Annotated in this window: 25 protein-coding genes; 13 read left to right on the forward strand and 12 right to left on the reverse strand. The window is 65.4% G+C overall.

Going from position 1 to position 22261, the window contains the following annotated elements:
* On the forward strand, positions 1 to 193 hold a 193-nt coding region (locus VGU00_RS10605), incomplete at its 5' end, for an acyl-CoA dehydrogenase family protein (RefSeq protein ID WP_327468265.1).
* Entirely contained in the window at positions 190 to 1602 is a 1413-nt protein-coding gene (gene leuC, locus VGU00_RS10610) for a 3-isopropylmalate dehydratase large subunit (protein ID WP_327468267.1), read from the forward strand. The genes VGU00_RS10605 and leuC, both read left to right, overlap by 4 nt.
* Here the strand turns inward: leuC and leuD are convergent.
* The gene (leuD, locus tag VGU00_RS10615; protein WP_327468269.1) at positions 1599 to 2186 is read right to left on the reverse strand and encodes a 3-isopropylmalate dehydratase small subunit; all 588 of its coding nucleotides are present in this window, start codon (positions 2184 to 2186) and stop codon (positions 1599 to 1601) included. The two genes, leuC and leuD, sit on opposite strands and share 4 nt — an antisense overlap.
* Positions 2187 to 2345: 159 nt before the next feature.
* On the opposite strand from leuD, the gene VGU00_RS10620 reads away from it, so the two are divergent.
* The 3 genes from VGU00_RS10620 (at position 2346) to VGU00_RS10630 (ending at position 4182) form a co-directional block, all read left to right on the forward strand.
* The gene (locus tag VGU00_RS10620; RefSeq protein WP_327468271.1) at positions 2346 to 2852 is read left to right on the forward strand and encodes a MarR family transcriptional regulator; all 507 of its coding nucleotides are present in this window, start codon (positions 2346 to 2348) and stop codon (positions 2850 to 2852) included.
* A gap of 70 nt (positions 2853 to 2922) precedes the next feature.
* Complete coding sequence (locus VGU00_RS10625; RefSeq protein ID WP_327468273.1) at positions 2923 to 3495, forward strand: NAD(P)H-dependent oxidoreductase; 573 nt, start codon at positions 2923 to 2925, stop codon at positions 3493 to 3495.
* A gap of 138 nt (positions 3496 to 3633) precedes the next feature.
* A complete protein-coding gene (locus VGU00_RS10630; RefSeq protein WP_327468275.1) occupies positions 3634 to 4182 on the forward strand; it encodes a hypothetical protein in 549 nt (182 codons plus the stop codon).
* 29 nt (positions 4183 to 4211) lie between these two features.
* On the opposite strand, the gene VGU00_RS10635 is transcribed toward VGU00_RS10630, so the two are convergent.
* On the reverse strand, positions 4212 to 4667 hold the full coding sequence (locus VGU00_RS10635; RefSeq protein WP_327468276.1) for a MarR family winged helix-turn-helix transcriptional regulator: 456 nt from the start codon (positions 4665 to 4667) through the stop codon (positions 4212 to 4214).
* 153 nt (positions 4668 to 4820) lie between these two features.
* Between VGU00_RS10635 and VGU00_RS10640 the strand changes: the two genes are divergently transcribed.
* From VGU00_RS10640 to VGU00_RS10665, 6 genes are read left to right on the forward strand one after another with little or no spacing between them, the layout of a single operon-like run.
* Positions 4821 to 6455 (forward strand): long-chain-fatty-acid--CoA ligase, encoded by a 1635-nt coding sequence (locus tag VGU00_RS10640; RefSeq protein ID WP_327468278.1) that lies wholly within the window; start codon positions 4821 to 4823, stop codon positions 6453 to 6455.
* A gap of 24 nt (positions 6456 to 6479) precedes the next feature.
* Positions 6480 to 7610, forward strand: coding sequence for an alpha/beta hydrolase (locus VGU00_RS10645; RefSeq protein WP_327468280.1), 1131 nt, complete (start codon positions 6480 to 6482; stop codon positions 7608 to 7610).
* A gap of 1 nt (position 7611) precedes the next feature.
* Positions 7612 to 8586, forward strand: coding sequence for an aminoglycoside phosphotransferase family protein (locus VGU00_RS10650; protein WP_327468282.1), 975 nt, complete (start codon positions 7612 to 7614; stop codon positions 8584 to 8586).
* A gap of 1 nt (position 8587) precedes the next feature.
* Entirely contained in the window at positions 8588 to 9886 is a 1299-nt protein-coding gene (gene eno, locus VGU00_RS10655; protein WP_327468284.1) for a phosphopyruvate hydratase, read from the forward strand.
* On the forward strand, positions 9883 to 10803 hold the full coding sequence (locus VGU00_RS10660; RefSeq protein WP_327468286.1) for an NAD(P)-dependent oxidoreductase: 921 nt from the start codon (positions 9883 to 9885) through the stop codon (positions 10801 to 10803). Before eno ends, VGU00_RS10660 begins: the two co-directional genes overlap by 4 nt.
* The gene (locus tag VGU00_RS10665; RefSeq protein ID WP_327468288.1) at positions 10803 to 11495 is read left to right on the forward strand and encodes an alpha/beta fold hydrolase; all 693 of its coding nucleotides are present in this window, start codon (positions 10803 to 10805) and stop codon (positions 11493 to 11495) included. Before VGU00_RS10660 ends, VGU00_RS10665 begins: the two co-directional genes overlap by 1 nt.
* A gap of 69 nt (positions 11496 to 11564) precedes the next feature.
* Here VGU00_RS10665 and VGU00_RS10670 read toward each other — a convergent pair whose 3' ends face one another.
* On the reverse strand, positions 11565 to 12623 hold the full coding sequence (locus VGU00_RS10670; RefSeq protein ID WP_414713525.1) for a 5-methyltetrahydropteroyltriglutamate--homocysteine methyltransferase: 1059 nt from the start codon (positions 12621 to 12623) through the stop codon (positions 11565 to 11567).
* Positions 12624 to 12703: 80 nt separating this feature from the next.
* Here VGU00_RS10670 and VGU00_RS10675 point away from each other — a divergent pair, with 80 nt between their 5' ends.
* Positions 12704 to 14269, forward strand: coding sequence for a long-chain-fatty-acid--CoA ligase (locus tag VGU00_RS10675; protein WP_327468292.1), 1566 nt, complete (start codon positions 12704 to 12706; stop codon positions 14267 to 14269).
* Between the two features lie 476 nt (positions 14270 to 14745).
* Here the strand turns inward: VGU00_RS10675 and VGU00_RS10680 are convergent, their stop codons facing one another.
* The 7 genes from VGU00_RS10680 to VGU00_RS10710 are packed head-to-tail and all read right to left on the reverse strand — an operon-like array spanning position 14746 to position 20143.
* On the reverse strand, positions 14746 to 15339 hold the full coding sequence (locus tag VGU00_RS10680) for a VOC family protein (RefSeq protein ID WP_327468294.1): 594 nt from the start codon (positions 15337 to 15339) through the stop codon (positions 14746 to 14748).
* Between the two features lie 18 nt (positions 15340 to 15357).
* Positions 15358 to 15975, reverse strand: a complete 618-nt coding sequence (locus VGU00_RS10685; protein ID WP_327468296.1) for a glutathione S-transferase — start codon at positions 15973 to 15975, stop codon at positions 15358 to 15360.
* Positions 15976 to 16022: 47 nt separating this feature from the next.
* Positions 16023 to 16937, reverse strand: coding sequence for an SMP-30/gluconolactonase/LRE family protein (locus VGU00_RS10690; protein ID WP_327468298.1), 915 nt, complete (start codon positions 16935 to 16937; stop codon positions 16023 to 16025).
* Entirely contained in the window at positions 16937 to 17584 is a 648-nt protein-coding gene (locus VGU00_RS10695) for a carboxymuconolactone decarboxylase family protein (protein ID WP_327468300.1), read from the reverse strand. Before VGU00_RS10695 ends, VGU00_RS10690 begins: the two co-directional genes overlap by 1 nt.
* A gap of 10 nt (positions 17585 to 17594) precedes the next feature.
* Entirely contained in the window at positions 17595 to 17990 is a 396-nt protein-coding gene (locus tag VGU00_RS10700; protein WP_327468302.1) for a nuclear transport factor 2 family protein, read from the reverse strand.
* 9 nt (positions 17991 to 17999) lie between these two features.
* A complete protein-coding gene (locus VGU00_RS10705; protein ID WP_327468304.1) occupies positions 18000 to 18887 on the reverse strand; it encodes an SDR family NAD(P)-dependent oxidoreductase in 888 nt (295 codons plus the stop codon).
* On the reverse strand, positions 18884 to 20143 hold the full coding sequence (locus tag VGU00_RS10710) for an MFS transporter (RefSeq protein ID WP_327468306.1): 1260 nt from the start codon (positions 20141 to 20143) through the stop codon (positions 18884 to 18886). Before VGU00_RS10710 ends, VGU00_RS10705 begins: the two co-directional genes overlap by 4 nt.
* 143 nt (positions 20144 to 20286) lie before the next feature.
* Between VGU00_RS10710 and VGU00_RS10715 the strand changes: the two genes are divergently transcribed.
* Positions 20287 to 21054, forward strand: coding sequence for an SDR family oxidoreductase (locus VGU00_RS10715; RefSeq protein WP_327468308.1), 768 nt, complete (start codon positions 20287 to 20289; stop codon positions 21052 to 21054).
* Here the strand turns inward: VGU00_RS10715 and VGU00_RS10720 are convergent.
* Complete coding sequence (locus VGU00_RS10720; protein ID WP_327468310.1) at positions 21051 to 21761, reverse strand: glutathione S-transferase N-terminal domain-containing protein; 711 nt, start codon at positions 21759 to 21761, stop codon at positions 21051 to 21053. The genes VGU00_RS10715 and VGU00_RS10720 overlap by 4 nt on opposite strands.
* The gene (locus VGU00_RS10725; RefSeq protein WP_327468312.1) at positions 21758 to 22255 is read right to left on the reverse strand and encodes a nuclear transport factor 2 family protein; all 498 of its coding nucleotides are present in this window, start codon (positions 22253 to 22255) and stop codon (positions 21758 to 21760) included. Before VGU00_RS10725 ends, VGU00_RS10720 begins: the two co-directional genes overlap by 4 nt.
* Positions 22256 to 22261 lie beyond the last annotated feature (6 nt).

Genomic DNA, 22261 nt, shown 5'->3' on the forward strand with positions numbered 1-22261 from the left:
CGAAGCCGCCGACCGCGCGATGCAGGTCCATGGCGGCATCGGTTACTCGCGCCACAAACCGTTCGAACATATCTACCGCCACCACCGCCGATACCGCATCACCGAAGGCGCCGAAGAAATCCAGATGCGAAAAGTCGCAGCCTTCCTCTTCGGGTACATGGGGCCGAGGAAAGAAACGCTGGGGATGCTGTGAACCGCCCCCGCACGCTCTACGACAAGATATGGGACAAGCACGCCATCGCCGAGGACGATGGCGAAACCCTGCTCTATATCGATCTGCACTTGCTGCACGAGGTGACCTCGCCGCAGGCGTTCGCCGGCCTCGCTGCGGCAGGACGCAATGTGCGGCGCCCCGCGCGTGCGCTGGCGCTGTCCGATCATAATGTGCCGACGACGGGGCAGGCGGCGGGGCCAGCGGGCGTCGAAGACGAAGAGGCGCGCGCGCAGCTCGCCGCGCTCGTCGACAATACGCGCCGTTTCGGGATCGAGAATTTCCCGATGGGCGATCCGCGCGGCGGCATCGTCCATGTCGTCGGGCCCGAACAGGGGCGCTCGCAGCCCGGGATGACTATCGTTTGCGGCGACAGCCATACGTCGACGCATGGTGCGTTCGGAGCGCTGGCCTTCGGCATCGGTACGTCGGAGGTCGAGCATGTGCTCGCGACGCAGACGATCCGCCAGCGCAAGTCGCGCAACATGCGGATCACCGTCGACGGCGAACTCGCACCGCATGTCCATGCCAAGGACCTTGCGCTGCATTTGCTTGCCGCGATCGGGGTCGACGGCGCGACGGGGCATGTCATCGAATATGCCGGATCGGCGGTCCGCGCGCTGTCGATGGAGGCGCGCATGACGCTGTGCAATCTCAGTATCGAGATGGGCGCGCGCGCCGGGTTGATCGCCCCCGACGCGACGAGCTTCGCCTATCTGGAGGGGCGTCCTGCCGCGCCGCAGGGCGCCGACCGGGATGCTGCCCTCGATCGCTGGCGCGATTTGCCGACCGATGCCGGCGCGCTGTTCGACCGCGAGGTCATATTCGACGCCGCCGATGTGCGGCCGATGGTCAGCTGGGGAACCAACCCCGCGCAATCGATCGCGATCGATTCCCGCATTCCCGACCCGGGCGCGCTTGCCGGGGGTGACGCGCGCGTCGCGGCCGACCGGGCGCTGGCCTATATGGACCTCGCGGCGGGACAGGCGATCGCAGGGGTCCCGCTCGACCGCATCTTCATTGGCAGCTGCACGAACAGCCGGATCGAGGATCTGCGGATCGTCGCCGACATCGTTCGGGGCCGGACCGTCGCGCCACATATCCGCGCGATGGTCGTGCCGGGTTCGGGGCTGGTCAAGCGGCAGGCCGAGGCCGAAGGGATCGACAAGGTGCTGTGCGCGGCGGGTTTCGACTGGCGCGAGCCCGGCTGTTCGATGTGCGTCGGGATGAACGCCGACCGGTTGCAACCGGGCGAACGCTGCGCGGCGACATCGAACCGCAATTTCGAAAACCGGCAGGGCCGCGGCGGGCGCACGCACCTGATGAGCCCGGCGCTCGCCGCCGCCAGCGCGATCGCGGGGTGCATCACCGACCCCGCGAGCCTCGGCTAAAGGCTCGCCTCGAAACGCGCGATTGCGGATTCATGTCGCAAGGTTCGCGCGATGTCGTCGAGCCCCTCGATCAGTGTGCGCCGGTCGTCGGGATCGATCGCGAAGTCGATCGTCTCGCCCGATGCGAGGGCGATGCGCTGCTCGATCAGGTCGACGGTCAGCGGTGCGAATTGTGCGAGCGCGATTTCTTCGCGCAGCCGGTCGCAAATCGCATCGGGCAGGCGGATGAGCAGCAGCCCGTTCTTGCGCGCATTGCCGGCAAAGATATCGCCGAAGCTTGGCGCGATCACGCAGCGGATGCCGAAATCGGCGAGCGCCCACACCGCATGTTCGCGCGACGATCCGCAACCGAAATTACGGTCGGCGATCAGGATGCGCGCCTGTCGGCCCGCCGGATGGTTGAGGATGAAGCCCTCACGCTCCTCGTCGCCACCGGGGATATAGCGAAGCTCGCGAAACAGGTGCCGGCCAAGTCCGCTGCGCGTCAGCCCCTTCATATAGCGCGCCGGGATGATCATGTCGGTGTCGACATTGGCGAGGGGCAGCGGCGCCGCGATCGCGGTCAGCCGGTCGAATTTTTCCATGGGCCATTTCCATTAACTTAGATATCTAAGTATATCGGAAAAATGCCTTTGTCCAAGGATATCGCGGAGTCGAAGCAACTTGCGGTGCGAATCATAGAGCCCTAAGGTTCACGCCATAATGACACGGTTCCGCCCGCGGGCGGCCGAAGGGGAAAAATCTTGGCCAAGAAGAATGAGGGCTTCCGGCATCCGGCCGAATATTACACCAACCCGGACAACAGCATCGGCTATCTGGCGCGTATCGTGTTCCGGTCCTTCTCGCGCTTGCTCGAACGCGGCACGCTGACGCACGATGTGTCGGCGGGACAGTGGCGTTTCCTGCGCCAGTTGTGGCGCGAGGACGGGATCACCCAGCGCGAGCTCAGCGAGCGGGTGGGGATGCGCGAGCCCACGACGGTCGTTGCGCTGAAGGGCCTTGAAAAGGCCGGCTTCATCACGCGCAAGAAGACCACCGACGATCGCCGCAAGACCTTTATCCACCTGACCCCGCACGCGAAGAAGCTCGAACTCATCCTCGCGCCGATGAACGCCGAAGTGCACGAGGTCGCGACGCGCGGGATGAGCGATGCGGAGGTCGAGACGCTGCAGGCTTTGCTGCGCCGGGTGATCGACAATCTGGCCGACGAGACCGCCAAGCTTGCTACGCTGTCGGATATCAAGGCCTGATCGCCAAAGATGGTTGCGACCCGCCCGGGCAATAGGTTAGTATGCTAACTAAATTGCCCGGGAGGAAAAATTGACACAGATTGCAGTCATCGTCGGAAGCACGCGCGAAGGATCGTTCAACCGCGCGCTCGGCAAACTCGCGGTTCGCGCGCTGGAAGCGCATGGCGCGGCCGTCGCCGACATCGACCTGTCGGCTTTCGACCTGCCGCTTTATTCGGCGGCGCTCGAGGCCAACGCCTTTCCACCCGACGCGGTGCGACTCAAAGAGCTTTTTGCCGCGCAGCAGGGCCTGCTCTTTGTATCGCCCGAATATAATGGGTCGGTCTCGCCGCTGCTCAAAAATGCGATCGACTGGGCATCGCGCCCTACCGGCGATGAATCGCTCGTCGCGCTCACCGCCTATCGCGGCAAGGCCAGCGCGGTGATGTCGGCGTCGATCAGCCCGTTCGGCGGGCTGCGCGGGCTGATGCACCTGCGCCAGATCCTGTCGACCGTCCAGACGCTCGTCATTCCCGAACAGGTGCTGGTGCCGAACGCGCACGCAGCATTCGACGAATCGGGCAATCTGAAGGAGGCGCTGCCGGCGACGCTGGTCGACGCGACGGCGGCACGGCTGGTCGCCGTTGCGAAGGCGATCGGATAGCGCGGGCAAGCTCCGTCCCGGTCGGCAGGCGCCTCGCGTGTCGGCTCGCCGTGTCGGCTGCACGGTCCGGCAGCATGGCATTTGGTCCGACGCGGCGCGATGCGGCACGGGTGGTGTTGCTATTCGACAGGAGCCTTTATGCCCAAGCCTTCCGGCCTGCTCGCCGGCCTATGCCTTGCCGTTTCCGCAATCGTTGCGGTCCCCGCAGTACAGGCGCAGCAGGCCGCACCCGCCGCGTCGCTGATCGCCGGCGCCAAAGTTTACGACGAAAAGGGCGAGGAGGTCGGCCAGATCGTCAAGGTCCTCGGCGACAAGGTCGCGGTGGCGATCGGCGGTAGCGGGCTGGTGGTGCCGAAGAAGGATTTCCTGGGGACGGCCAAAGGCCCCGCACTGAAGGCGCCGAAGGAGAAAATCCTCGCGGTGCTGAAGGAAGCCGAGGCCGATGCGACCGCGGTCGACGGGGCGTTGAAACCGGGGGCGCAGGTTCATAGTGCCGACGGCGCCGCGGTGCTCGGCACCGTCAAGGCCGTGGCGCCGCGTGGCGCGGTGCTGACAACCAGCGAGGGCAATGTCACCATGCCGCGGGCGGCATTTTTCATGTCGAACAAGGGACTGGCCATGAAGGTCAACCAGAAGCAGTTCGTCGAGGGCATCAAGGCGGCGCAGGCGAAGAAGAAGGGCGGCTAAGCGCCCGATCGGTGGGCCGATATTGACGATCAGGCCTGCCGTTTTTTCGCGGGCGATGACGCCCCGATATTGTCGCCCCAGTCGGCCTCGAGCGTGGCGAGCAGGGCATCGAAACGATCCTTGCCCAGCCGCGCCGAAAGCTGGTCGGCCAGTTCGTCCATCGCCGCCTGCGCGTCCTGGCGCATCCGCGCGCCGGTGTCGGTCAGCGAAACGATCATATGTCGGCGGTCGTCGGGATCGGGATCGAGTTTGACGATTTCCAGCGCGACCATCTGGTTGATCGTGCTGTGGATCGCCTGCCGCGAGACGCCGAGGTTGCGCGCGATATCGGACGGGCGCACGATGCCGCTGACGATATTGGTCATCACCATCGATTGCGGGCGGCTGACGTCGGGCCAGCCGCCATCGTGGAGCCGCGCCTGCAAGCCTTCGTCGAGCCAGCAAAAGCGCTGGAAAAGTGCAATGATAAGCTGGTTGGTACGCATTGTGCCAGTGACGACCCCTGTTGCCGGCAGCCCCGCCGGCCCTGTCACGCTAGAAGAGCGACAAGGGCGAAGCAAGGCGCCTCCCCGATATTGCAAAAGCAAAATACTTAGCATACTATCTATATCAACAAGAGGCCGGGAGAGACGAACCGCATGGACGGGTTGATGCAGAATGTGCCGCTGACGGTCGACCGGATCATCGACCATGCGGCGAACTGGCACGGCGGGCGCGAGATCGTGTCGCGCGACGCCGAAGGGCAGGTGACGCGGTCGACATATGCGTCGGTGCACGCCGATGCGAAGCGCGTATCGAATGCGCTCGCCGCCGAAGGGATCCAGCCGGGCGACCGCGTTGCGACGATGGGATGGAACGGCGCGCGGCACCTTGCGGCCTGGTATGGTGCGGCGGGGATGGGGGCAGTGCTCCACACGCTCAACCCGCGGCTTTTCCTCGAACAGATCGCCTATATCGCGAACCACGCCGGCGACCGGCTGCTGATCGCCGATCCCGTGACCGCCGATCTCGTCGAAGAGCTTTTGCCGCAAGTGCCGAGCATCGAGAAAGTGATCTTCTTCTGCGACGCCGCCTCGATGCCCGAAACCAGCTTTGCCGCGGTCGCGTTCGATGACTGGATAGCGGAGCATCCGGCCGAATATGATTGGGGTGGTTTCGACGAAAATGCCGCTTGCGGGCTCTGCTACACCAGCGGCACGACGGGCAATCCCAAGGGCGTGCTCTATTCGCACCGCTCCAATTATATCCACGCGTTGATGACCTTGCAGCGCGACGCGCTCGCGCTGTCGGCGCGCGATACCGTGCTGCTCGTCGTCCCGATGTATCACGCCAACGCGTGGGGCGTCGTCTATTCGGCGCCGGCAGTCGGCGCGAAGCTCGTGTTGCCGGGCCAGCGGATGGACGGCGAATCCATCTATAATCTGATCGAGCGGGAAGGCGTCACTTACTCGGCCGCGGTGCCGACAGTGTGGCAGATGCTGCTCACCTATATGCAGGAGAACGGGAAGCGCTTCACGACGCTGGAGCGTGTGACAATCGGTGGCTCGGCGTGCCCTGAATCGATCATCCGGACCTTCCGCGACGATTATGGCGTCGACGTGATCCAGGGCTGGGGCATGACCGAAACCTCGCCTCTTGGTACGGTGTCGGTTCCCAATGCGGCGGTCGCGGCAAAATCCGATGCCGAGCAGATGGCGTACAAGCTGAAGCAGGGGCGGCTGCTCTGCGGGCTGGAAATGAAGCTGGTCGACGATAACGGCAACCGCCTGCCGCACGACGGCAGGACGCCGGGGCGGCTGATGATCAAGGGGCCGACGATCGCCGGCGCCTATTATGGCGGCGAAGGCGGCGATGTGCTCGACGCCGAGGGCTTTTTCGACACCGGCGACGTCAGTACGATCGACGGCGAGGGCTATATGCAGATCACCGACCGCGCCAAGGATGTCGTGAAGTCTGGTGGCGAGTGGATCAGCTCGATCGAGATCGAGAATATCGCGATGGGGCATGACGCGGTTGCCAATGCTGCGGTCGTCGGCGTCGCTCATCCGAAGTGGGACGAACGGCCGATCCTGCTGTGCCAGCTCAAGGACGGCGCCGATGCCTGCGCCGACGACCTCAAATCCTTTCTCGACGGCAAGATCGCGCGCTGGTGGATGCCCGACGATGTGTTGTTCGTCGAAGAGATCCCGTTGGGGCCGACGGGCAAGATCGACAAAAAGGCCATTCGCGCCGGGCTGGAAGGCTACAAATTGCCCTTCGAAGTGACGCGCTGAAAATAATCGAAAACAGGAGAGACGATGATGGACCCGAACGGGATCGAAGGACTGGACGCGCAATTCATCGGGCGGGTGTCGCCGACGGCGCCGCGCATTCAGGCGGGCGGGCATCCGTGCCAGGGCATTTATTGGACCGAAGCGGGCAAGCGGCCGAAAGTCGCGATCATCGCCACCCATTATAATGTCGATTTCTCCGAACATTATATCGCCCCCTATTTCGCGCGGCAGGGCTTCGGCTTTCTCGGCTGGAATACACGTTATCGCGGTGTCGAGGACCAGTTCCTGCTCGAACATGCGGTGCTCGATATCGGCGTCGGCATGAAGTGGCTCAAGGAAGAGGCGGGCGTCGAACAAATCGTCATTCTCGGCAATTCGGGCGGCGGTTCGCTGATGGGTGCCTATCAGGCCGAGGCGATCGCACCGACGCTGACCGATCGCCTGCCTTCGGTTGGTCAGGATGCCCTCGCGAACCTCATCAAAGGCGATCTCTACATCAGCTTCAACGCGCATCAGGGCCGGCCCGAAGTGCTGACTGACTGGATGGACGCGTCGGTGGTCGACGAGAATGACCCCGTGGCGACCGATCCCGAGCTCGACCCGTTCAATCCCGACAACGGTCCGCCCTATTCGGACGCGTTCATCGAAAAATATCGCACCGCGCAGCGCGCCCGCAACCAGCGCATCACCGACTGGGCAAAGGCCGAACTGAAGCGGCTGAACGATGCCGACATTCCCGATCGCATCTTTCCGATGTTCCGCTGCTGGGGCGACATCCGCTGCGTCGATCCGGCGATCGATCCATCGGACCGCAAGCCCAACTGGTGCTATCGCGGCGATCCGGCGATTGCGAACCGTACACCCAGCATCGGCCGCGCCAACACGATCAAGACCTGGCTCAACATGTGGAGCCTTGAAACCTCGCCGTGCCAGGGTCAGCCGCATCTTGCCAAGCACGACACGCCCGCGCTCGTCGTACAGGGAACGGCGGATACGGGCGTCTTCCCCAGCGATGCGCGCAAGATCTTCGATTTTCTCGGGAGCAGCGACAAGAAGCTCGAATTGATCCCCGGCGCGCATTATTTCGAGGATTCGATCGAGGAACGGCAGAATGCCGCCGATCTCGTCGGAAGCTGGATCCGGGAGAAGCTGTGACGTGACGGTGGACGCCGACATCGTGGACGAACTGCGCGGCGCCGGTCTGGTCGGCGAGGGCGACGTCGTCCTCGAACCGCTCACCGGCGGCGTGTCGTGCGATGTGTGGAAGGTCGAAACGCCGTCGGGACCGATCGTCGTCAAGCGCCCGCTGCCGCAACTGCGCGTCGCCGCCGAATGGCTGGCCCCCGTCGAACGCGGGACCAGCGAGGTGCGCTGGCTGCGCCGTGCGCGCGGCGTCGATCCGCATATTGCGCCCGAGGTGCTCGCCGAGCTGCCGACCGGCCATGCCTTTGCGATGCGCTTCCTCCCCGGTTGCCCGGTGTGGAAGGACGAGCTGATGGCGGGCCGTGTCGATGCCGATTTCGCCGCGCAGGTGGGGAAGGGAATCGCCGCAGTTCACGCCGCGACCGCCTATAACGACGTCGACCGCGCCGACTTTCCCAACGACGACATGTTTCGCGCGCTGCGCGTCGATCCCTTCCTGCTCTATGTTGCGCAGCATGACGCCGAACTCGCGCCCGCGCTCACTGCGCTCGCCGCCGACCTGTCGGGGCGCAAGATCGCGCTCGTCCATGGCGACGTCAGCCCGAAGAATATCCTCGTCAGCGCCGACGGCCCGGTGTTCCTCGACGCCGAATGCGCCGTTTATGGCGACGCCGCGTTCGATGTCGCCTTTTGCACGACACATCTGTTGCTGAAGGCGGTCTGGTCGGGCGATCCGCGATTGAACGAAGCGGCCGCGGCACTCGTCGCCGCCTATCGCGCCGGTATCGACTGGGAGGATGCGGACGACCTGCTGCTTCGCGCGGGCAAGCTCACCGCCGCGTTGCTCCTCGCGCGCGTCGAGGGCAAGTCGCCCGCGCCTTATCTGACCGACCCCGATCACAAACGCGTCGTCCGCGATCAGGCGCGCGCGTTGATCCGCGCGCCGCAGCAGACCGACGCGCTCGTCGCCAACTGGAAAAGGACTTAGAATGCCATCGCCGATCGTCTCCGTCACCGGCCGCCAGCTCTGGGATTCGCGTGGCCGCCCCACGGTCGAGGCCGAAGTCACGCTCGCCTCGGGCGCCGTTGGCCGCGCCATCGCCCCCGCGGGCGCCTCGCGCGGCGCGCATGAGGCGATCGACATCCGCGACGGTGGAGAGGCTTTCGGCGGCTACGGCGTCAACCGCGCCGTCGCGGGGATCGGGTCGGAGATCGCGCGAGCGATCACCGGCATGGACGCGCACGATCAGGTCGCGGTCGACGCAGCACTCTGCGCACTCGATGGCACCCCGAACAAGGCGCGCCTCGGCGCCAATGCCGTCGTCGCGGTGTCGATGGCGGTGCTCCACGCCGCCGCCGCCGATGCCCGCCAACCTTTGTGGCGCTATCTTGCGGGCGATGCGAAGGTCCGCATCCCGCTCCCCGAAATCCAGATATTCGGCGGCGGCGCGCACGCCGGGCGGCGCACCGACGTGCAGGACTTCATGATCATGGCGCCGCGTGCCGGCAGCTTCCGCCGCGCGCTCGAGATCACCGACGATGTCTACCGCGCCGCGGGCAAGCTGATGGAGGCGAAAGGCCCGCTCAGCGGCGTCGCCGACGAGGGCGGCTGGTGGCCCAATTTCGCCTCGAACGAGGATGCGCTCGACACGCTGACGAAAGCCATTGAGGCGAGCGGCCACCGCGCGGGCGAGGATGTCTTCATCTCGCTCGACATCGCCGCCAACGAACTCGGCGACGCCTCGGGCTACAGTCTCGCGCTCGACGACGGCCGGCTGAGCAGCGAGGCGATGGCGGCGCGCATCATCGAATGGGCGGGCCGCTATCCGATCCTGTCGATCGAGGATCCCGCGGGGCAGGACGACTGGACCGCGATGGCCGCCGTCACCGCCGCGATCGGCGACCGCGTCCAGATCATCGGCGACGATGTGCTCGTTACCAACGCCGAGCGTGTCGTCCGCGCCGGCGACGCAGGGGTGTGCAACGCCGCGCTGATCAAGGTCAACCAGGTCGGCACCGTCACCGAGGCCAAGGCCGCGCTCGACGCCGCCGTCGCGCGCGGCTGGGGTGCGATCGTCTCGGCGCGCTCGGGCGAGAGCGAGGATGTCACCATCGCGCATCTCGCGACCGGCTGGAACGCCGGGCAATTGAAGGTGGGCAGCTTCACGCGCTCCGAACGTATGGCGAAGTGGAACGAGATGCTGCGCATCGAGGAAGCGATGGGCGCCGACGCGGTGTTCGCGGGCTTCTCGGCCTTTGCGGGCACAATCGGCGCGGTGCACGCATGATCGTCCTGCACGCCCGCCCAAGTCCCGGTTTCCGCGAAGCCGTCGACGCCATCTTTGGCGCGGGCGTGGTGACGCATGTCGACGAGGCCGAACCGCTCGACGGCGTCGCGGGCGAGATCACCGCGCTGCTCCATGTCCTGACGCCCGTGACCCCCGCGTTCATCGCTTCGGCGCCGAAATTGAAGCTTATCCAGAAGCTCGGCGTCGGCGTGAACACCATCGCGCTCGATGCCGCGCGCGATCATAGCGTCGCCGTGTGCAACATGCCCGGCACCAACAGTCAGGCGGTTGCCGAAATGGCGCTGTCGCTGATGATGGCGGTGCTGCGCCGCACCTGCTTCTTCGACGCGCGCACCCGCGCCGGTCAGGGCTGGACCGCCGACCCCTCCGAACTCGACAGCGTCGGCGAGATCGGCGGGCGCACGGTGGGGCTGGTCGGCTTCGGCAATTCGGCGCAGTTGCTTGCGCCCGCGCTCGCCGCGCTCGGCGCGAAGATCGTCTATACCGCGCGCAGCAAGCGCGACGTGCCCTATGAGTTTTTGCCGCTGGGCGACCTGCTCGCCGCCAGCGACATCGTGTCGCTGCACATGCCGCTCACCGACGACACCCGCGCGAGCATCGACCCCTTCGCGATGAAGAAAGGCACGGTGCTGGTAAACACCGCACGCGGCGAGCTCGTCGACGAAGGCAAACTTGTCGAAGCGCTGACCAGCGGCCATCTGCGCGGCGCCGGGCTCGACGTGTTCGCCGAAGAACCGCTGCCGCGCGGCAATCCGCTGCTGGGGCTATCGAACGCGGTGCTCGCGCCGCATATCGCGTGGCTCACCCCCGAAACGCTCGTGCGCAGCCTGACCGTCGCGCACGAAAACTGCCGCCGCCTCGTCGCCGGCGAGCCGCTCCTGCATCAGGTGGTCTAATGACTCTCCCCATCGTCCTCATCACCGGCCAACTCCTGACCGACGCTGTGTGGCAGCCGTTGCTCGACGCGTGGCCCGACCGCGACGTCATCGTCGCCGACAATCGCAGCGACGATACGATAGAGGGCTTCGCGCAGCGCCTGCTCGACAACGCGCCGCCGAAATTCGCCCTTGTCGCCCACGCCATGGGCGGCTTCGTCGCGTTCGAGGTGATGCGCCGCGCGCCTGAACGCGTCGCCAAACTGGCGCTGATCTCGACGCTCGCTTCGGCCGACGGCCCCGCGCAGACCGCGCGGCGGCAGGGCTATATCGACCTCGTCGAGAGCGGCAATTTCGATCGGGTGGTCGAGGAACGCATCCCGATCCTCTTCCCCGAAGAAAAGCGGAATGACGAACATCTGCTCGGCATCGCGCGCCAGATGGCGGCGAACACCGGCGCCGATACCTTCCTCGCGCAGCAGCGCGCGATCATGGCGCGGATCGACAGCCGTCCGCGTTTGCATGAGATTGCGGTGCCGACGCTGCTGATCTGGGGCGAAAAGGACGGCATCACCAGCCGCGCGCATCATGACGAGATATTGGACGCGATCCCGGGCGCACGGCTCGAGGTGATCGCGGGGGCAGGGCATTTGCCGACCGTAGAGGCGCCTGAAGCGGTCGTGCCGTTGCTAAGCGAGTTTATCGACGCCTGACTAACGCGTCACCCCGGCGAAGGCCGTGATCTCGACGGTGAGATCACGGCCTTCGCCGGGATGACAAACTCAGGTTAACTCCGCCCGGACCAGTGCGGTCCCGTCGACCATCGCCTTCAGCTTGGCCTGGCTATGCTCGCGGCTGTGATATTTCATCCCGCAATCGGGCGCGATCCACAGGCGCTCGGCGTCGACATAGCGCAAAGCTTCGCGAATGCGTCCGGCCACGACTTCGGGGGTCTCCACCTCGGGGATCGACAGGTCGAGCACGCCATACATGATCGTCTTCGTCGGCAGTTCGGCGAGGATGGCGGGGTCGAGTCCCGGCTGCGCCGCCTCGATCGAGATGACGTCGATCGCCGAGGCTTCGAGCTCGGCGAGGAAGTCATAGGCCTTGGGCTTCGGCCCCGTCGCGCCCGCGCCGTGATGCACCATCGCGTAGCCGAAACAGATGTGGAGGGCGGTCGTCCCGTCGACGCCATCGAGCGCGCGGTTGATCGCCTCGATCGCATAACTGTTCGCCTCGGCGGCGCGCGCCTGCAGATAGGGTTCGTCGAGCTGGACGACGTCGACGCCCGCCGCGAACAGATCCTTCACCTCGGCATTGACCGCGTCGGCATAGTCCATCGCGAGCGCGCGCAGGTCGGGATAATAGCCATTTTCGGCCTGCTGCGTCATCGTGAAAGGGCCGGGCAGGGTCAGCTTCACCGGCTTGGTCGAATGGCGGCGGAGGAAGGCCGCATCCTGCGCCTCGATCGGCGCGACGCGGCGGATCGGGCCCGAGACGAGCGGCACCGGATTGGCGTTGCCCGTGCGGTCGATCGCCGTGCCATGCTTCTCGGTATCGATGCCCGACAGCGCGGTCGCGAGCCGGTTCGAATAGCTTTCGCGGCGCATTTCGCCGTCGCCGACGATGTCGATGCCCAGCTCTTCCTGATCGCGGATCGCCATCAGCGTCGCGGCTTCCTGCGCGTCGGCGAGCCAGGGTTCGGGGATGCGCCACAGCGTCTCGGCGCGCACGCGCGGGGGCAGGCTGGCCTTCAAACGCTCGCGGTCGATCAGCCAGTCAGGCTGGGGGTAGCTTCCGACGATGGTCGTCGGCAATATGGGGTGGTTGAACAAGGCCAATCCTCTCGAATTTTTAGCTGGCCAAGCATTTGCTTAGTATTCTATCTAATTCAAGTCGAAACGACGGTTGGGAGAGCAAAATGATCGATCTGGAGGCCATCCGGACGCTGGCGGACATTCCGGCGGCGCAGGCGCGGGTACGGGGGAGCGCCACCGCGGTGAAATTCGGCGCGCGCGAGACGAGTTTTGCCGAACTCGATGCGCGGTCGAACCGTGCTGCACACGCGCTGATTGCATCGGGCGTAGCGCCCGGCGACCGCGTTTCGGCGCTGACCAAGAACCACGACAGCTGGTATCCGCTCTTCTTCGGCACGGCGCGTGCGCGGGCCTGTTTCGCGCCGATCAATTGCCGCCTCGCTCCCGCCGAGATCGGCTTTATCCTGGGCGATGCCGGTCCGAAGCTGCTGTTCGTCGGCGAGGATTTCTTCGACTGCGCGCTCGCCGCGATCGCCGACCTCGCCGCCCCGCCGCGCCTGGTCGCGCTCTATGGCGAACATCCGGCGTTCGAACCGTTCGACGTCTGGCTCGGCGCGGCGTCCGACGCCCCGCTCGCCGATACGCCGCAGCTTACCGACGATGTGCTCCAGCTTTACACGAGCGGCACGACCGGACTGCCGAAAGGCGTCGTGCTGACCAACGCCAATTATCGCACCTTCCTCGAGGCAGCGACCGAGGTCGACGGCTTTGCCTATGGTGAGGACGAGACGGTGATGATCGTCATGCCGTTGTTCCACGTCGCCGGCACGAACGTCAGCTTCTCGGGGCTCGCACAGGGTGGGCGGCTGGTGCTCGTCAAGGATTTCACCGCGGCCGACGCGGTGCGCATGATGCGCGAGGAGGATGTCGCGCACGCCTTCCTCGCGCCCGCGATGATCCAGATGATGCTGCTCCAACCCGCGGCGAATGACGGTGCTTATCCAAAGCTCAAGTCGATCGCCTATGGCGCTTCGCCGATCGCGGAGGATGTGCTGCGCCGGGCGCGTGCGACCTTCGGCTGCGACTTCGTGCAATTCTACGGCATGACCGAATCCGCCGGTGGCGGTTCCTATCTCTCGCCCAGCGCGCACGACCTGCCGGGCAAGCTGACCTCGTGCGGCAAGCCCTGGCCCGGCGCCGCAATGGCGATCCTGGGCGGCGAGGGGCGCGAGCTGGGCGACGGCGAGATCGGGGAGATCGCGATCCGCGGCGGCATCGTGATGAAGGGCTATTGGAACCGCGCGGCGGCGACCGAGGAAACGCTGGCGGGCGGCTGGCTGCACACCGGCGACGTCGGCTACCGCGACACCGACGGCTTTTATTACGTCCACGACCGGATCAAGGATATGATCGTGTCGGGCGGCGAGAATGTCTATCCGGCCGAGGTCGAGAGCGCGATCATGGGCTGTCCCGGGGTCGCCGACGTCGCGGTGATCGGCGTGCCCGACGACAAATGGGGCGAAGGCGTCAAGGCGCTGATCGTGCCCGCCGCGGGCGCGACGCTCGATCCCACCGACATCGTCGCTTGGGCGCGCGAGCGTATTGCCGCGTACAAGGTCCCGAAGAGCATCGAGTTCATCGACGCGCTACCGCGCAATCCCTCGGGCAAGGTGCTGCGCCGCGAACTGCGTGCCCCCTATTGGGAAGGGCGCGACCGGGCAGTGGGGTAGGAAGGCTGCGCGCCGGGATAGGGTTGAGTGACGGCCAAGTCGCGTCAATCGCCTTAAAGCCACAAAAGCCCCGCATGGGCGTATCGAAACTGCGTCCTTTGAGGCCTTAAGGCGACAAAGGATACGGATGCGCGCGTCGCAAATGTCTCCTTTGTCGCTTTAGGCGAGGTTGCTGAAGCCGACTATTTCAAAGAGCGGGCTTGAGGCTGGCATAGCGCGACAATGTAGGACAGCGGTATTTTGGTGATGTCGATTTTGGGGTGGGAAGCTGCCACTCCTAATATCCGTCATCCCGGCGAAGGCCGGGATCTCACCCTCTCGAAATGACGCGCCGGCGAGATCCCGGCCTTCGCCGGGATGACGAGGATAGAGGCGGCAGCAATCGGTCGTGAGAAGACATCTGGGTAGCCCAAAAAAGAACCCGGCCAAAGGCCGGGTCCAGGAGGAGTTCCCAAAGGGTAATAGTTTGGGAAATTCTATTCGGCGGGCACCGGCGTGCGGCCCACGATGAAGCCTTCGCGCTTCGTGCCGTCGGCCTGTACCGGATCGTGCGCGACGTCGCTTTCGTCGAACACCTTGGTCCATGCCGCAAATTCGAGGCAAACGCCGTCGGGGTCGAAGAAATAGACCGAGCGCACGAACACGCCGGGGTGCATTTCGGCCGAGGCCTGCATCGGGCTGTCGTCATGGTTGAGCACCGGGGTAACCTCGATGCCCTTTTCGATCAGCCGGTTGTAATAATCGTCGAACTTGTCGGCGCGGACGTTGATCGCGATATGGTTCATCGACCCGTGTGCGGACACGAAGCTACCCTGCGTCGGCAGCGCGGCGGGCGCCGAAATGCCCGGAACGGCTTCGGGTGCGTTCGGGAACCAGAAGAAGGCGAGGCTGTCGCCATTGCCGATGTCGAAGAAGAAATGCTGGCCGCGTCCACCGGGCAGGTCGATCGTCTTGGTGAGCGGCATGCCGAGCTTGTCGCGATAGAATTCGACCGTCTTCGCCATATCCTTGCACACGAGGGCGAGGTGGTTGACCCCGCAGAATTCGAATTCGCTATTTGCTGCAGCCATGATCCGTCTCCTTGTCGTTCAGTTTGCGGCGAAGCTGGGGCGGCTTTTCATCCGCTCGTACCAGCTCTGGATATTTGCGTTGGCGGGGTCGATCGGCTGGCCGACCGACGCGCCGAAATCGAGGAAAGCGAACAGCATGATGTCCGCGAGGCTGAAGCTGTCGCCCGCGACGAATTCGCGCCCTGCGATCTGCGCATCGAGCCATGCGGTCCCGTCCTGCGCGGTCGCCTTCAATCCGTCAGCCGCTTCGGGCAGGCAGCGCAGCCGTGCCTCGAACAGCGGCAGCCCCTCGGCGAAGCGAAAGCCGTTGGTGAGCGGCTCGCAAATCTTGAGGTCGACGCGCCGCGTCCACATGCGGGTGTTGGCGCGCTCTTCCGCCGTGGTGCCGATCAGCGGCGTTTCGGGGAAGCGTTCTTCCAGATATTCGCAGATTGCGGTGATTTCGCAGACGAAACTGCCATTGTCGAGTTCGAGCGCAGGCGTCTGGCCGGCGGGGTTCACATCGACATTATAAGGCGCCCGCCGGTTCTCGCCGCCGCGCAGGTCGACGCTGATCTCGGGGATCTCGATACCCTTTTCGGCCATGAAAAGCTTCACGACGCGCGGGTTGGGGCCGACGCTGGTATAGAATTTCATTCTGTCCTCTCCCGATTCTTTTATCACTATCCGGATTAATCGTCAACTTAGTTGACGGTTAATCCGGGGCGCGGCCATCGGATACGATAAAGCATCCCCGTCGTCGAAGCCGTCACATAAGCGTCGCGCCGGTCGGCACCGCCGAATGCGATGTTGGTGATGCCGACATCGGGCAGCGGCACGAATTCCGATCCGCCGCCGTCGGGGTCGAAAATCGTGATCCCGCCCTCGACCATCGTGCCGACGCAGATGTTCCCGCCTGCCTCGACGGCCATGCTGTCGAGCAGGCGAAAGGCGGGCGGCGTGCCGACGAAGCGGCCGGGCGCCCATGGCGGCGGCGGCGCCAGTTCGCCCGGCGCGACGATCTCCATCGCCCACACGCGTGCGGTCATCGTCTCGCTGGCATAGAGCGTCTTGCCGTCGGGCGAGAGGCCGATGCCATTCGGTCCCATCATGTCGGCGCGCTGGCGGCTGATTCTGGACCCGTCAGCGGCGGCATAATAGATCGCGCCATGATCGCGGCCGCTGGCACGGACCTGCCCATGATCGGTGAACCAGAAGCCGCCGTCCGCGTCGAAGACGATGTCGTTCGGCCCTTTCAGCGGGGCGCCTTCGAAGCTGTTATAGAGCGTCGTCACCGCGCCGGTGGTCAGGTCGACGCGCTGGATCGACCCGCAAGGCTCGGCATGCGCGGCATGGCCGGGGAAGAGCAGGCCACCCCCTTCGATCCACTGGAAACCGCCATTATTGCAGACATAGGCCGCGCCGTCGGGGCCGAGCGCAAGCCCGTTCGGGCCGCCGCCGAGCTCGGCGACGACCGACAGGCTGCCATCGGGGGCGACGCGCGTCAGCGTCCCGCGCGCGATTTCGACCAGCAGCACCGACCCGTCGGGCATCGCGACAGGTCCCTCGGGAAAGCGAAGGCCCTTCGCGACGACCTCGGGGGTGCCGTAGTCGCGCATCACCCGTTTGCGGGGCGCGGGGCGCTGAGGAAGTCGGCGGCGTTGAAGCCTTCGGGTGCGGCGACCTCGACGATCGGTTCCTCGCGCGCATCATATTCCATACGCAGCGCGCGCGTGATGACGGCGTGCATGTCGTACAGGCAGGTGATGTAGGTGAATTCGAAAATCTGCTCGTCGTTCCAGAAGGTCTTGAGCTTGTCGAATACCTCGAGCGGCACGCGCCCGCTCGCCTGCGCAAGGCAGTCGGCATAAGCGAGCACGGTGCGTTCCTGCTCGTCATAGCAGTCGGCGACCTGCCAGTGCGCGATCGCGGCGATCTTCTCGTCGCTGACGCCAAGGCCGCGGAGCGACTTGCAATGCTGCGAAAAGACGAACTGGCTGCCCTTGACCCAGCCCGCTCGCGTCTGGCCGAGCTCGCGCAGCACCGGGTCGATCGTGCGTGCGGGGTTGCGATAGACGGCGAAGCCCTTGACCGCATGTTCGAAAATGTCGGGCGACAGCGCGAACACCGTCCACCAGTCGCCCGGCGTGCCGGTCGCGGTGCCGGGCTCGGCGACGGGATCGCGGTCGCCGAACAGGCGGTTGTAATAGGCAAGGACGGTTTCGTCGGTGACTTCCGAGCGGGGAACCTGGCGCAACACGGGCATGATAAACTCCTCAGGCGTTCGCAAATTTGCGGAATTCGGCGACATGCGCGCTGTCGAAATATTCGTCGAGGCGCGTGATCTTGCCATTTTCCACCTTGCACACGATCGCGCAGGGCAGGCGGACTTCGCCATCGTCGTGAACGCGGCGGCCCTTCAGGACGTGCTGCTGCACGAAGCCGCCGGGAAAGGCGGTGAGCCGGCGGTCGGCATATTCGCGGTCCTTGATCCGCGCGACCATGCCGGTCAGCGTCTGCGCGGTCTGCGCGGGCGTCACGATCAGCTCGTCGGTGTTGTGCCAGATTTCGGCGTCGGGGGTGAAGCTGCCCTGCATCGTTTCGATGTCGCCCGCCTCGATCGCGTCGAAGAAACGCTGCGCCATTTCGCGGATATCATTCTCTTCGGCCATGTCTCTCTCCTATGCTTTTGCGCCGAACATGCGGCCGCCGTTGGCGGCGATCAGCCCGTCGATATCGTCACCCCGGTACGTCGGGTCAGCCGAGGGGCCGAACGACGACAGCATATCCTGCGTCACCAGTTCGGCCATCGCCTTCCATTCGGGGTGGGTGAAGATCCAGTAGTCGCCATTTTCGATCGCCTGCACGACGCGCGCGCCGATCCTGTCGGGCAACATGCCGCCCGCGAGCACACCCTGCATCGCCTGGCTCGTTGCCGCGGCCTTGCCTACTTCGACCTCCACCGGGCGCAGCTCGCGCGTCGTCTCGACGATCCGCGTTGCCGACATGCCGGGCATCAGCACCGAAATATCGACGCAGCTTTCGGTGAGCTCGTTGCGCAGCGCCATCGCGATACCGAGCGTCGCATATTTGGAGCTGATATAGGCGACCGAGATCGGCGGCGGCACGATCGCGACCATCGAACTGGTGATGACGAGGTGCGATGCTTCGCCGCTCGCTTTCATCTCGCCGAGGAAGGTCCGGCACGCATAGAGATGCGCGTGCGCGTTGACCGCATAGTTCCAGCGCCAGACGTCGGTGTCATATTGCTCGAACGGTCCCGATCCGCCGCCGACCCCGGCGTTGCTGAACAGGATGCGCACCGGGCCGAAGTCGCGCGCCTTTGCACCCGCTTCGGCCCAGCTCTCCTCACTCGTCACATCGAGCTGGAGGCCGATTGCCTTTGCGCCGTCGCTGCGCAATCCTGCGGCTGCATTTTCGGCACCCGCCGCGTCGATATCGGCGAGGATCACCGATGCCCCCTTTGCGGCGAGTGCCCGGGCGGTCGCGAGCCCGAGCCCGCTCGCGCCGCCGGTGATGAAAGCCGTCTTGCCCGCGACGTCGGTCATTCGGCGAAATCCTTCTCGAGAGTGCGCGTCATGCGATACTGCGCGATGCCGGCGGCGGCGGCAAAGGGCATCAGCGCCATCAGTGCCCACCGGAGGCTGCCATCGCCATAGTCGGGTTTCAGGCTGTCGCTGACGATCCCGGCGAACAACGGGCCGAGTCCGAGCCCGACGATGTTGAACATCAGCATCAGCACCGCGGCGGCGGTCGCGCGGCTGCGCGGCGGGGTGAGGTTCTGGACGAGAGCGAGGGCAGGGGCGACATAGGCGGTGCACGCCGCCATCGGGATCAGCATCAGCGCGAGCGAGAGCTGCCAGCTGTCGACGAGCAGCGCGGCGATGAAGGTCGGGATCAGCACGGCGGTGGCGAGCGCGGGGATCGAGCCATAGGCACGCGCCGACACCTTCGCGCGGTGGCTGACCAGCCAGCCGCCGCCGAGGATGCCGATGCCGAAGGTGATGCCCGCCGCCGGGCCGAAATATGTCGCCATCGCTTCGAGCGGCATCTTCTGCGTCCGCATCAGGAAGGCGGGGATCCAGTTGAGCATGCCATAGCTGGTGAAGGCGGCAAGGCCGCTGCCGATCATCACCATGCGCAGCGACGGGCGGCGCCAGAACATGGCAAGACTCTCGCTGAAGGGCAGGGCGGCGTCGGCCGCCTTTTGCGTGTCCATCTGCCCGCGCGCGGGTTCGCGGACGAGCCAGATCAGGATCGGGGCGATGATGATCCCGACGATGCCGATCAGAAGAAAGGCGTTGCGCCAGCCGATGTTGGCGGCGGCCCATGCGCCGAAGGTCGCGCCGACAAAGACGCCGAACGGGCCGTTACAGGTGAACAGCCCGATTGCCAGCGGACGCTGCGCGGGCGGATAATAGTCGGCGATGACCGAGAGCGAGGGCGCGGTGCCGCCCGCTTCGCCCGCGCCGACGCCGAAGCGCATCAGCGCGAGTTGCCAGAAGTTCGACGCCATGCCGCACGCAGCGGTAAACCCGCTCCACACGACGCAGGCGATGCCGATCAGCTTCACGCGGTTCCAGCGGTCGGCGATCATCGCGACGGGGACGCCCATCGCGGCGTAGAAGAGCGCGAAGGCGAGGCCGGTGAGCAGGCCGAATTGCGTGTCGCTGAAATCCATGTCGGCGCGGATCGGTTCGACAAGCACCGACAGGAGCTGGCGGTCGACGAAATTGATCGTGCCGACGATGAACAGCATCACCAGCGCGACATTGCGGCGCAGCGTGAGGCCGCTGTCCGGCACCGGAGCGCCTCCATCAAGGGCGGTGGCTTGCGACATAACTCTCCCCAAAACGCACGAGTCTTCCCGGTCGAAAAATACTTAGGTATTTAAGTTTATCTGTCAATGTGCTTTACGGTAGCGACAAGATAAGCGGGAGAGAAGAGATGGACATCAAGGGCAAGACCGCAATCGTCACAGGCTCGGCCGGCGGCATCGGCCGCGCGACCGCGGTGATGCTGGCCCAGCGCGGCGCGGCGGAAATCCGGCTCGTCGACGTGAAGCAGGACGCGCTGGCCGAAACCGCGCGGCTTGTCGAAGCGGAGAGTGCGCGGGCGATGACCCACGTCCTCGACCTCTCCGACGTGCCCGCGGTCGAAGCCTGGTTCCTGGCGCATGGCGACGTCGACATCCTGCACAATAATGCCGGGGTCGTGTCGGGCCTGCCGCAATTCCCCGATGTCGATGCAGCGCGTCTCCGCTGGATTATCGACGTCAATATTACCTCGCTCGTCGCGGCGACGCAGGTCGCGGTGCAACGGATGAAGGCGCGCGGGGGCGGGGTGATTATCAACACCGTCTCGACCGTCGCGCTCGGTACCGGCTTTTACGACGCCATGTATGCGACGACGAAGGCGGCGGTGATGATGTTCACGCGCTGCTGCGCGCCCTTGAAGGACGAATGCAACGTCCGCGTCGCCGGCATGCTCCCCGGGCTCGTCGACACGCCGATCCTCGACACGACGGGCGCGGGCGGCAAGTCGGAGTGGATGAAGACCGTGCTCGCGAACAACGAGGCGTGCGTGCCGGAGGATATCGCCGGCGGCGTGGTCATGCTGATCGAGGACGACAGTCTTGCGGGCGGCGACTGGGTCGCGGTGCGGCGGTCGAACGGGCAGGTCGAATATCAGTGGGGCCACGCCGACACGGTTTAGCGTGTCGGCGCCTCGAGCATATTCTTGCCGAACAGGTTCGACCATTGTTCGTCGGTCAGCACCGGCCGCGCGCTCGACAGATTGGCGGCGTTCTTGACGTCGGTGCCCGTGATGACTGCGGGGCGCTCGCCGATCCGCGCGAACCAGTCGGCGACCGCGGGATAATCGTCGAGCGTCAGCCCGATTGCGCGGATCGCGCGTGTCCACGGCCAGGTCGCGATATCGGCGATGCTATATTCTTCCGCCAGATAGTCGGCTTCGCCGAGCCGGCCGTTCAGGACATGGAGCAGCCGAAGCGTCTCGTTGCGATAGCGTTCGACCGGATAGGTCTGGCCCTCGGGCGCATAGCGGATGAAGTGATGCGCTTGTCCTTGCATCGGGCCGAAGCTTGCCATCTGCCACATCAGCCATTGTTGCGCCTGGCTGCGCCTGCGCGGGTTTTCGGGAAGCAATTGCCCGCTCTTTTCGGCGAGGTAGAGCAGGATCGCCCCGCTCTCGAACACCGGCAGCGGGGCACCGCCGCCGACGGGGTCGTGATCGACGATCGCGGGCAGGCGGCCGTTCGGGTTGATCCGCCGATATTCGGTGGTCAGATGATCGCCCTCCAGCATGTTCATCGCCAGAAGCTGATGTGGCAGGCCGGTCTCTTCGAGCATGATCGAAACCTTGTGGCCATTCGGCGTGGGGGTGAAATAAACGTCGATCATGCGGACTTCCCTTCGGCAAAAATGGCGCGCGCGGCGGCGAATGCGGCTTCGAATGCCTCCTTGCCCGCAGGATAGGCGACGACGGACAGCGTCACACCGGCGATCTTCCATCCGTCCTGCCGGACCAGCCGGTGCGTGTAGCGGCCGAGCAGGTCGCCGAGCAGCGCGCGGTCCTCGACCCCGACGACATGGACGGCATCGACGATGCTCGTCACCGTCGCACGGTCGCCGTCGATCGTCGGGGCGATGTTGTGCAATTGGTGCGCGGTCGCGTCGAAGCCTTCGAGCGCCTTGCAACGCTGCGTCCATTCGTCGGCCGGCACGGTCGCGACGAGCGATCCGATCGCGCCATAATCGATCGCGATCTGGTCGGTGAAGAGCGCACGATAGGCCGCCCAGTCGCGCGCATCGAGCGCGCTCGCATAACAGGTCACGGCCGCGATCGCCGCTTCCCGGTCGAGGAGAGCGTCAATCGCGGCCGATCGCTGGGACATCGAATG

This window comes from Sphingopyxis sp. (assembly GCF_035944815.1).
Classification (GTDB): domain Bacteria; phylum Pseudomonadota; class Alphaproteobacteria; order Sphingomonadales; family Sphingomonadaceae; genus Sphingopyxis.

Coding starts and splice junctions, on each gene's coding strand:
- VGU00_RS10690 (WP_327468298.1), bottom strand. CDS start 16,937: ATGCGCGACTACGGCACCCCCGAGGTCGTCGCGAAGGGCCTTCGCTTT.
- VGU00_RS10715 (WP_327468308.1), top strand. CDS start 20,287: ATGGACATCAAGGGCAAGACCGCAATCGTCACAGGCTCGGCCGGCGGC.
- VGU00_RS10695 (WP_327468300.1), bottom strand. CDS start 17,584: ATGCCCGTGTTGCGCCAGGTTCCCCGCTCGGAAGTCACCGACGAAACC.
- VGU00_RS10680 (WP_327468294.1), bottom strand. CDS start 15,339: ATGGCTGCAGCAAATAGCGAATTCGAATTCTGCGGGGTCAACCACCTC.
- VGU00_RS10665 (WP_327468288.1), top strand. CDS start 10,803: ATGACTCTCCCCATCGTCCTCATCACCGGCCAACTCCTGACCGACGCT.
- leuD (WP_327468269.1), bottom strand. CDS start 2,186: ATGGAAAAATTCGACCGGCTGACCGCGATCGCGGCGCCGCTGCCCCTC.
- eno (WP_327468284.1), top strand. CDS start 8,588: ATGCCATCGCCGATCGTCTCCGTCACCGGCCGCCAGCTCTGGGATTCG.
- VGU00_RS10640 (WP_327468278.1), top strand. CDS start 4,821: ATGGACGGGTTGATGCAGAATGTGCCGCTGACGGTCGACCGGATCATC.
- VGU00_RS10635 (WP_327468276.1), bottom strand. CDS start 4,667: ATGCGTACCAACCAGCTTATCATTGCACTTTTCCAGCGCTTTTGCTGG.
- VGU00_RS10725 (WP_327468312.1), bottom strand. CDS start 22,255: ATGTCCCAGCGATCGGCCGCGATTGACGCTCTCCTCGACCGGGAAGCG.
- VGU00_RS10675 (WP_327468292.1), top strand. CDS start 12,704: ATGATCGATCTGGAGGCCATCCGGACGCTGGCGGACATTCCGGCGGCG.
- VGU00_RS10720 (WP_327468310.1), bottom strand. CDS start 21,761: ATGATCGACGTTTATTTCACCCCCACGCCGAATGGCCACAAGGTTTCG.
- VGU00_RS10630 (WP_327468275.1), top strand. CDS start 3,634: ATGCCCAAGCCTTCCGGCCTGCTCGCCGGCCTATGCCTTGCCGTTTCC.
- VGU00_RS10705 (WP_327468304.1), bottom strand. CDS start 18,887: ATGACCGACGTCGCGGGCAAGACGGCTTTCATCACCGGCGGCGCGAGC.
- VGU00_RS10685 (WP_327468296.1), bottom strand. CDS start 15,975: ATGAAATTCTATACCAGCGTCGGCCCCAACCCGCGCGTCGTGAAGCTT.
- VGU00_RS10700 (WP_327468302.1), bottom strand. CDS start 17,990: ATGGCCGAAGAGAATGATATCCGCGAAATGGCGCAGCGTTTCTTCGAC.
- VGU00_RS10645 (WP_327468280.1), top strand. CDS start 6,480: ATGATGGACCCGAACGGGATCGAAGGACTGGACGCGCAATTCATCGGG.
- VGU00_RS10660 (WP_327468286.1), top strand. CDS start 9,883: ATGATCGTCCTGCACGCCCGCCCAAGTCCCGGTTTCCGCGAAGCCGTC.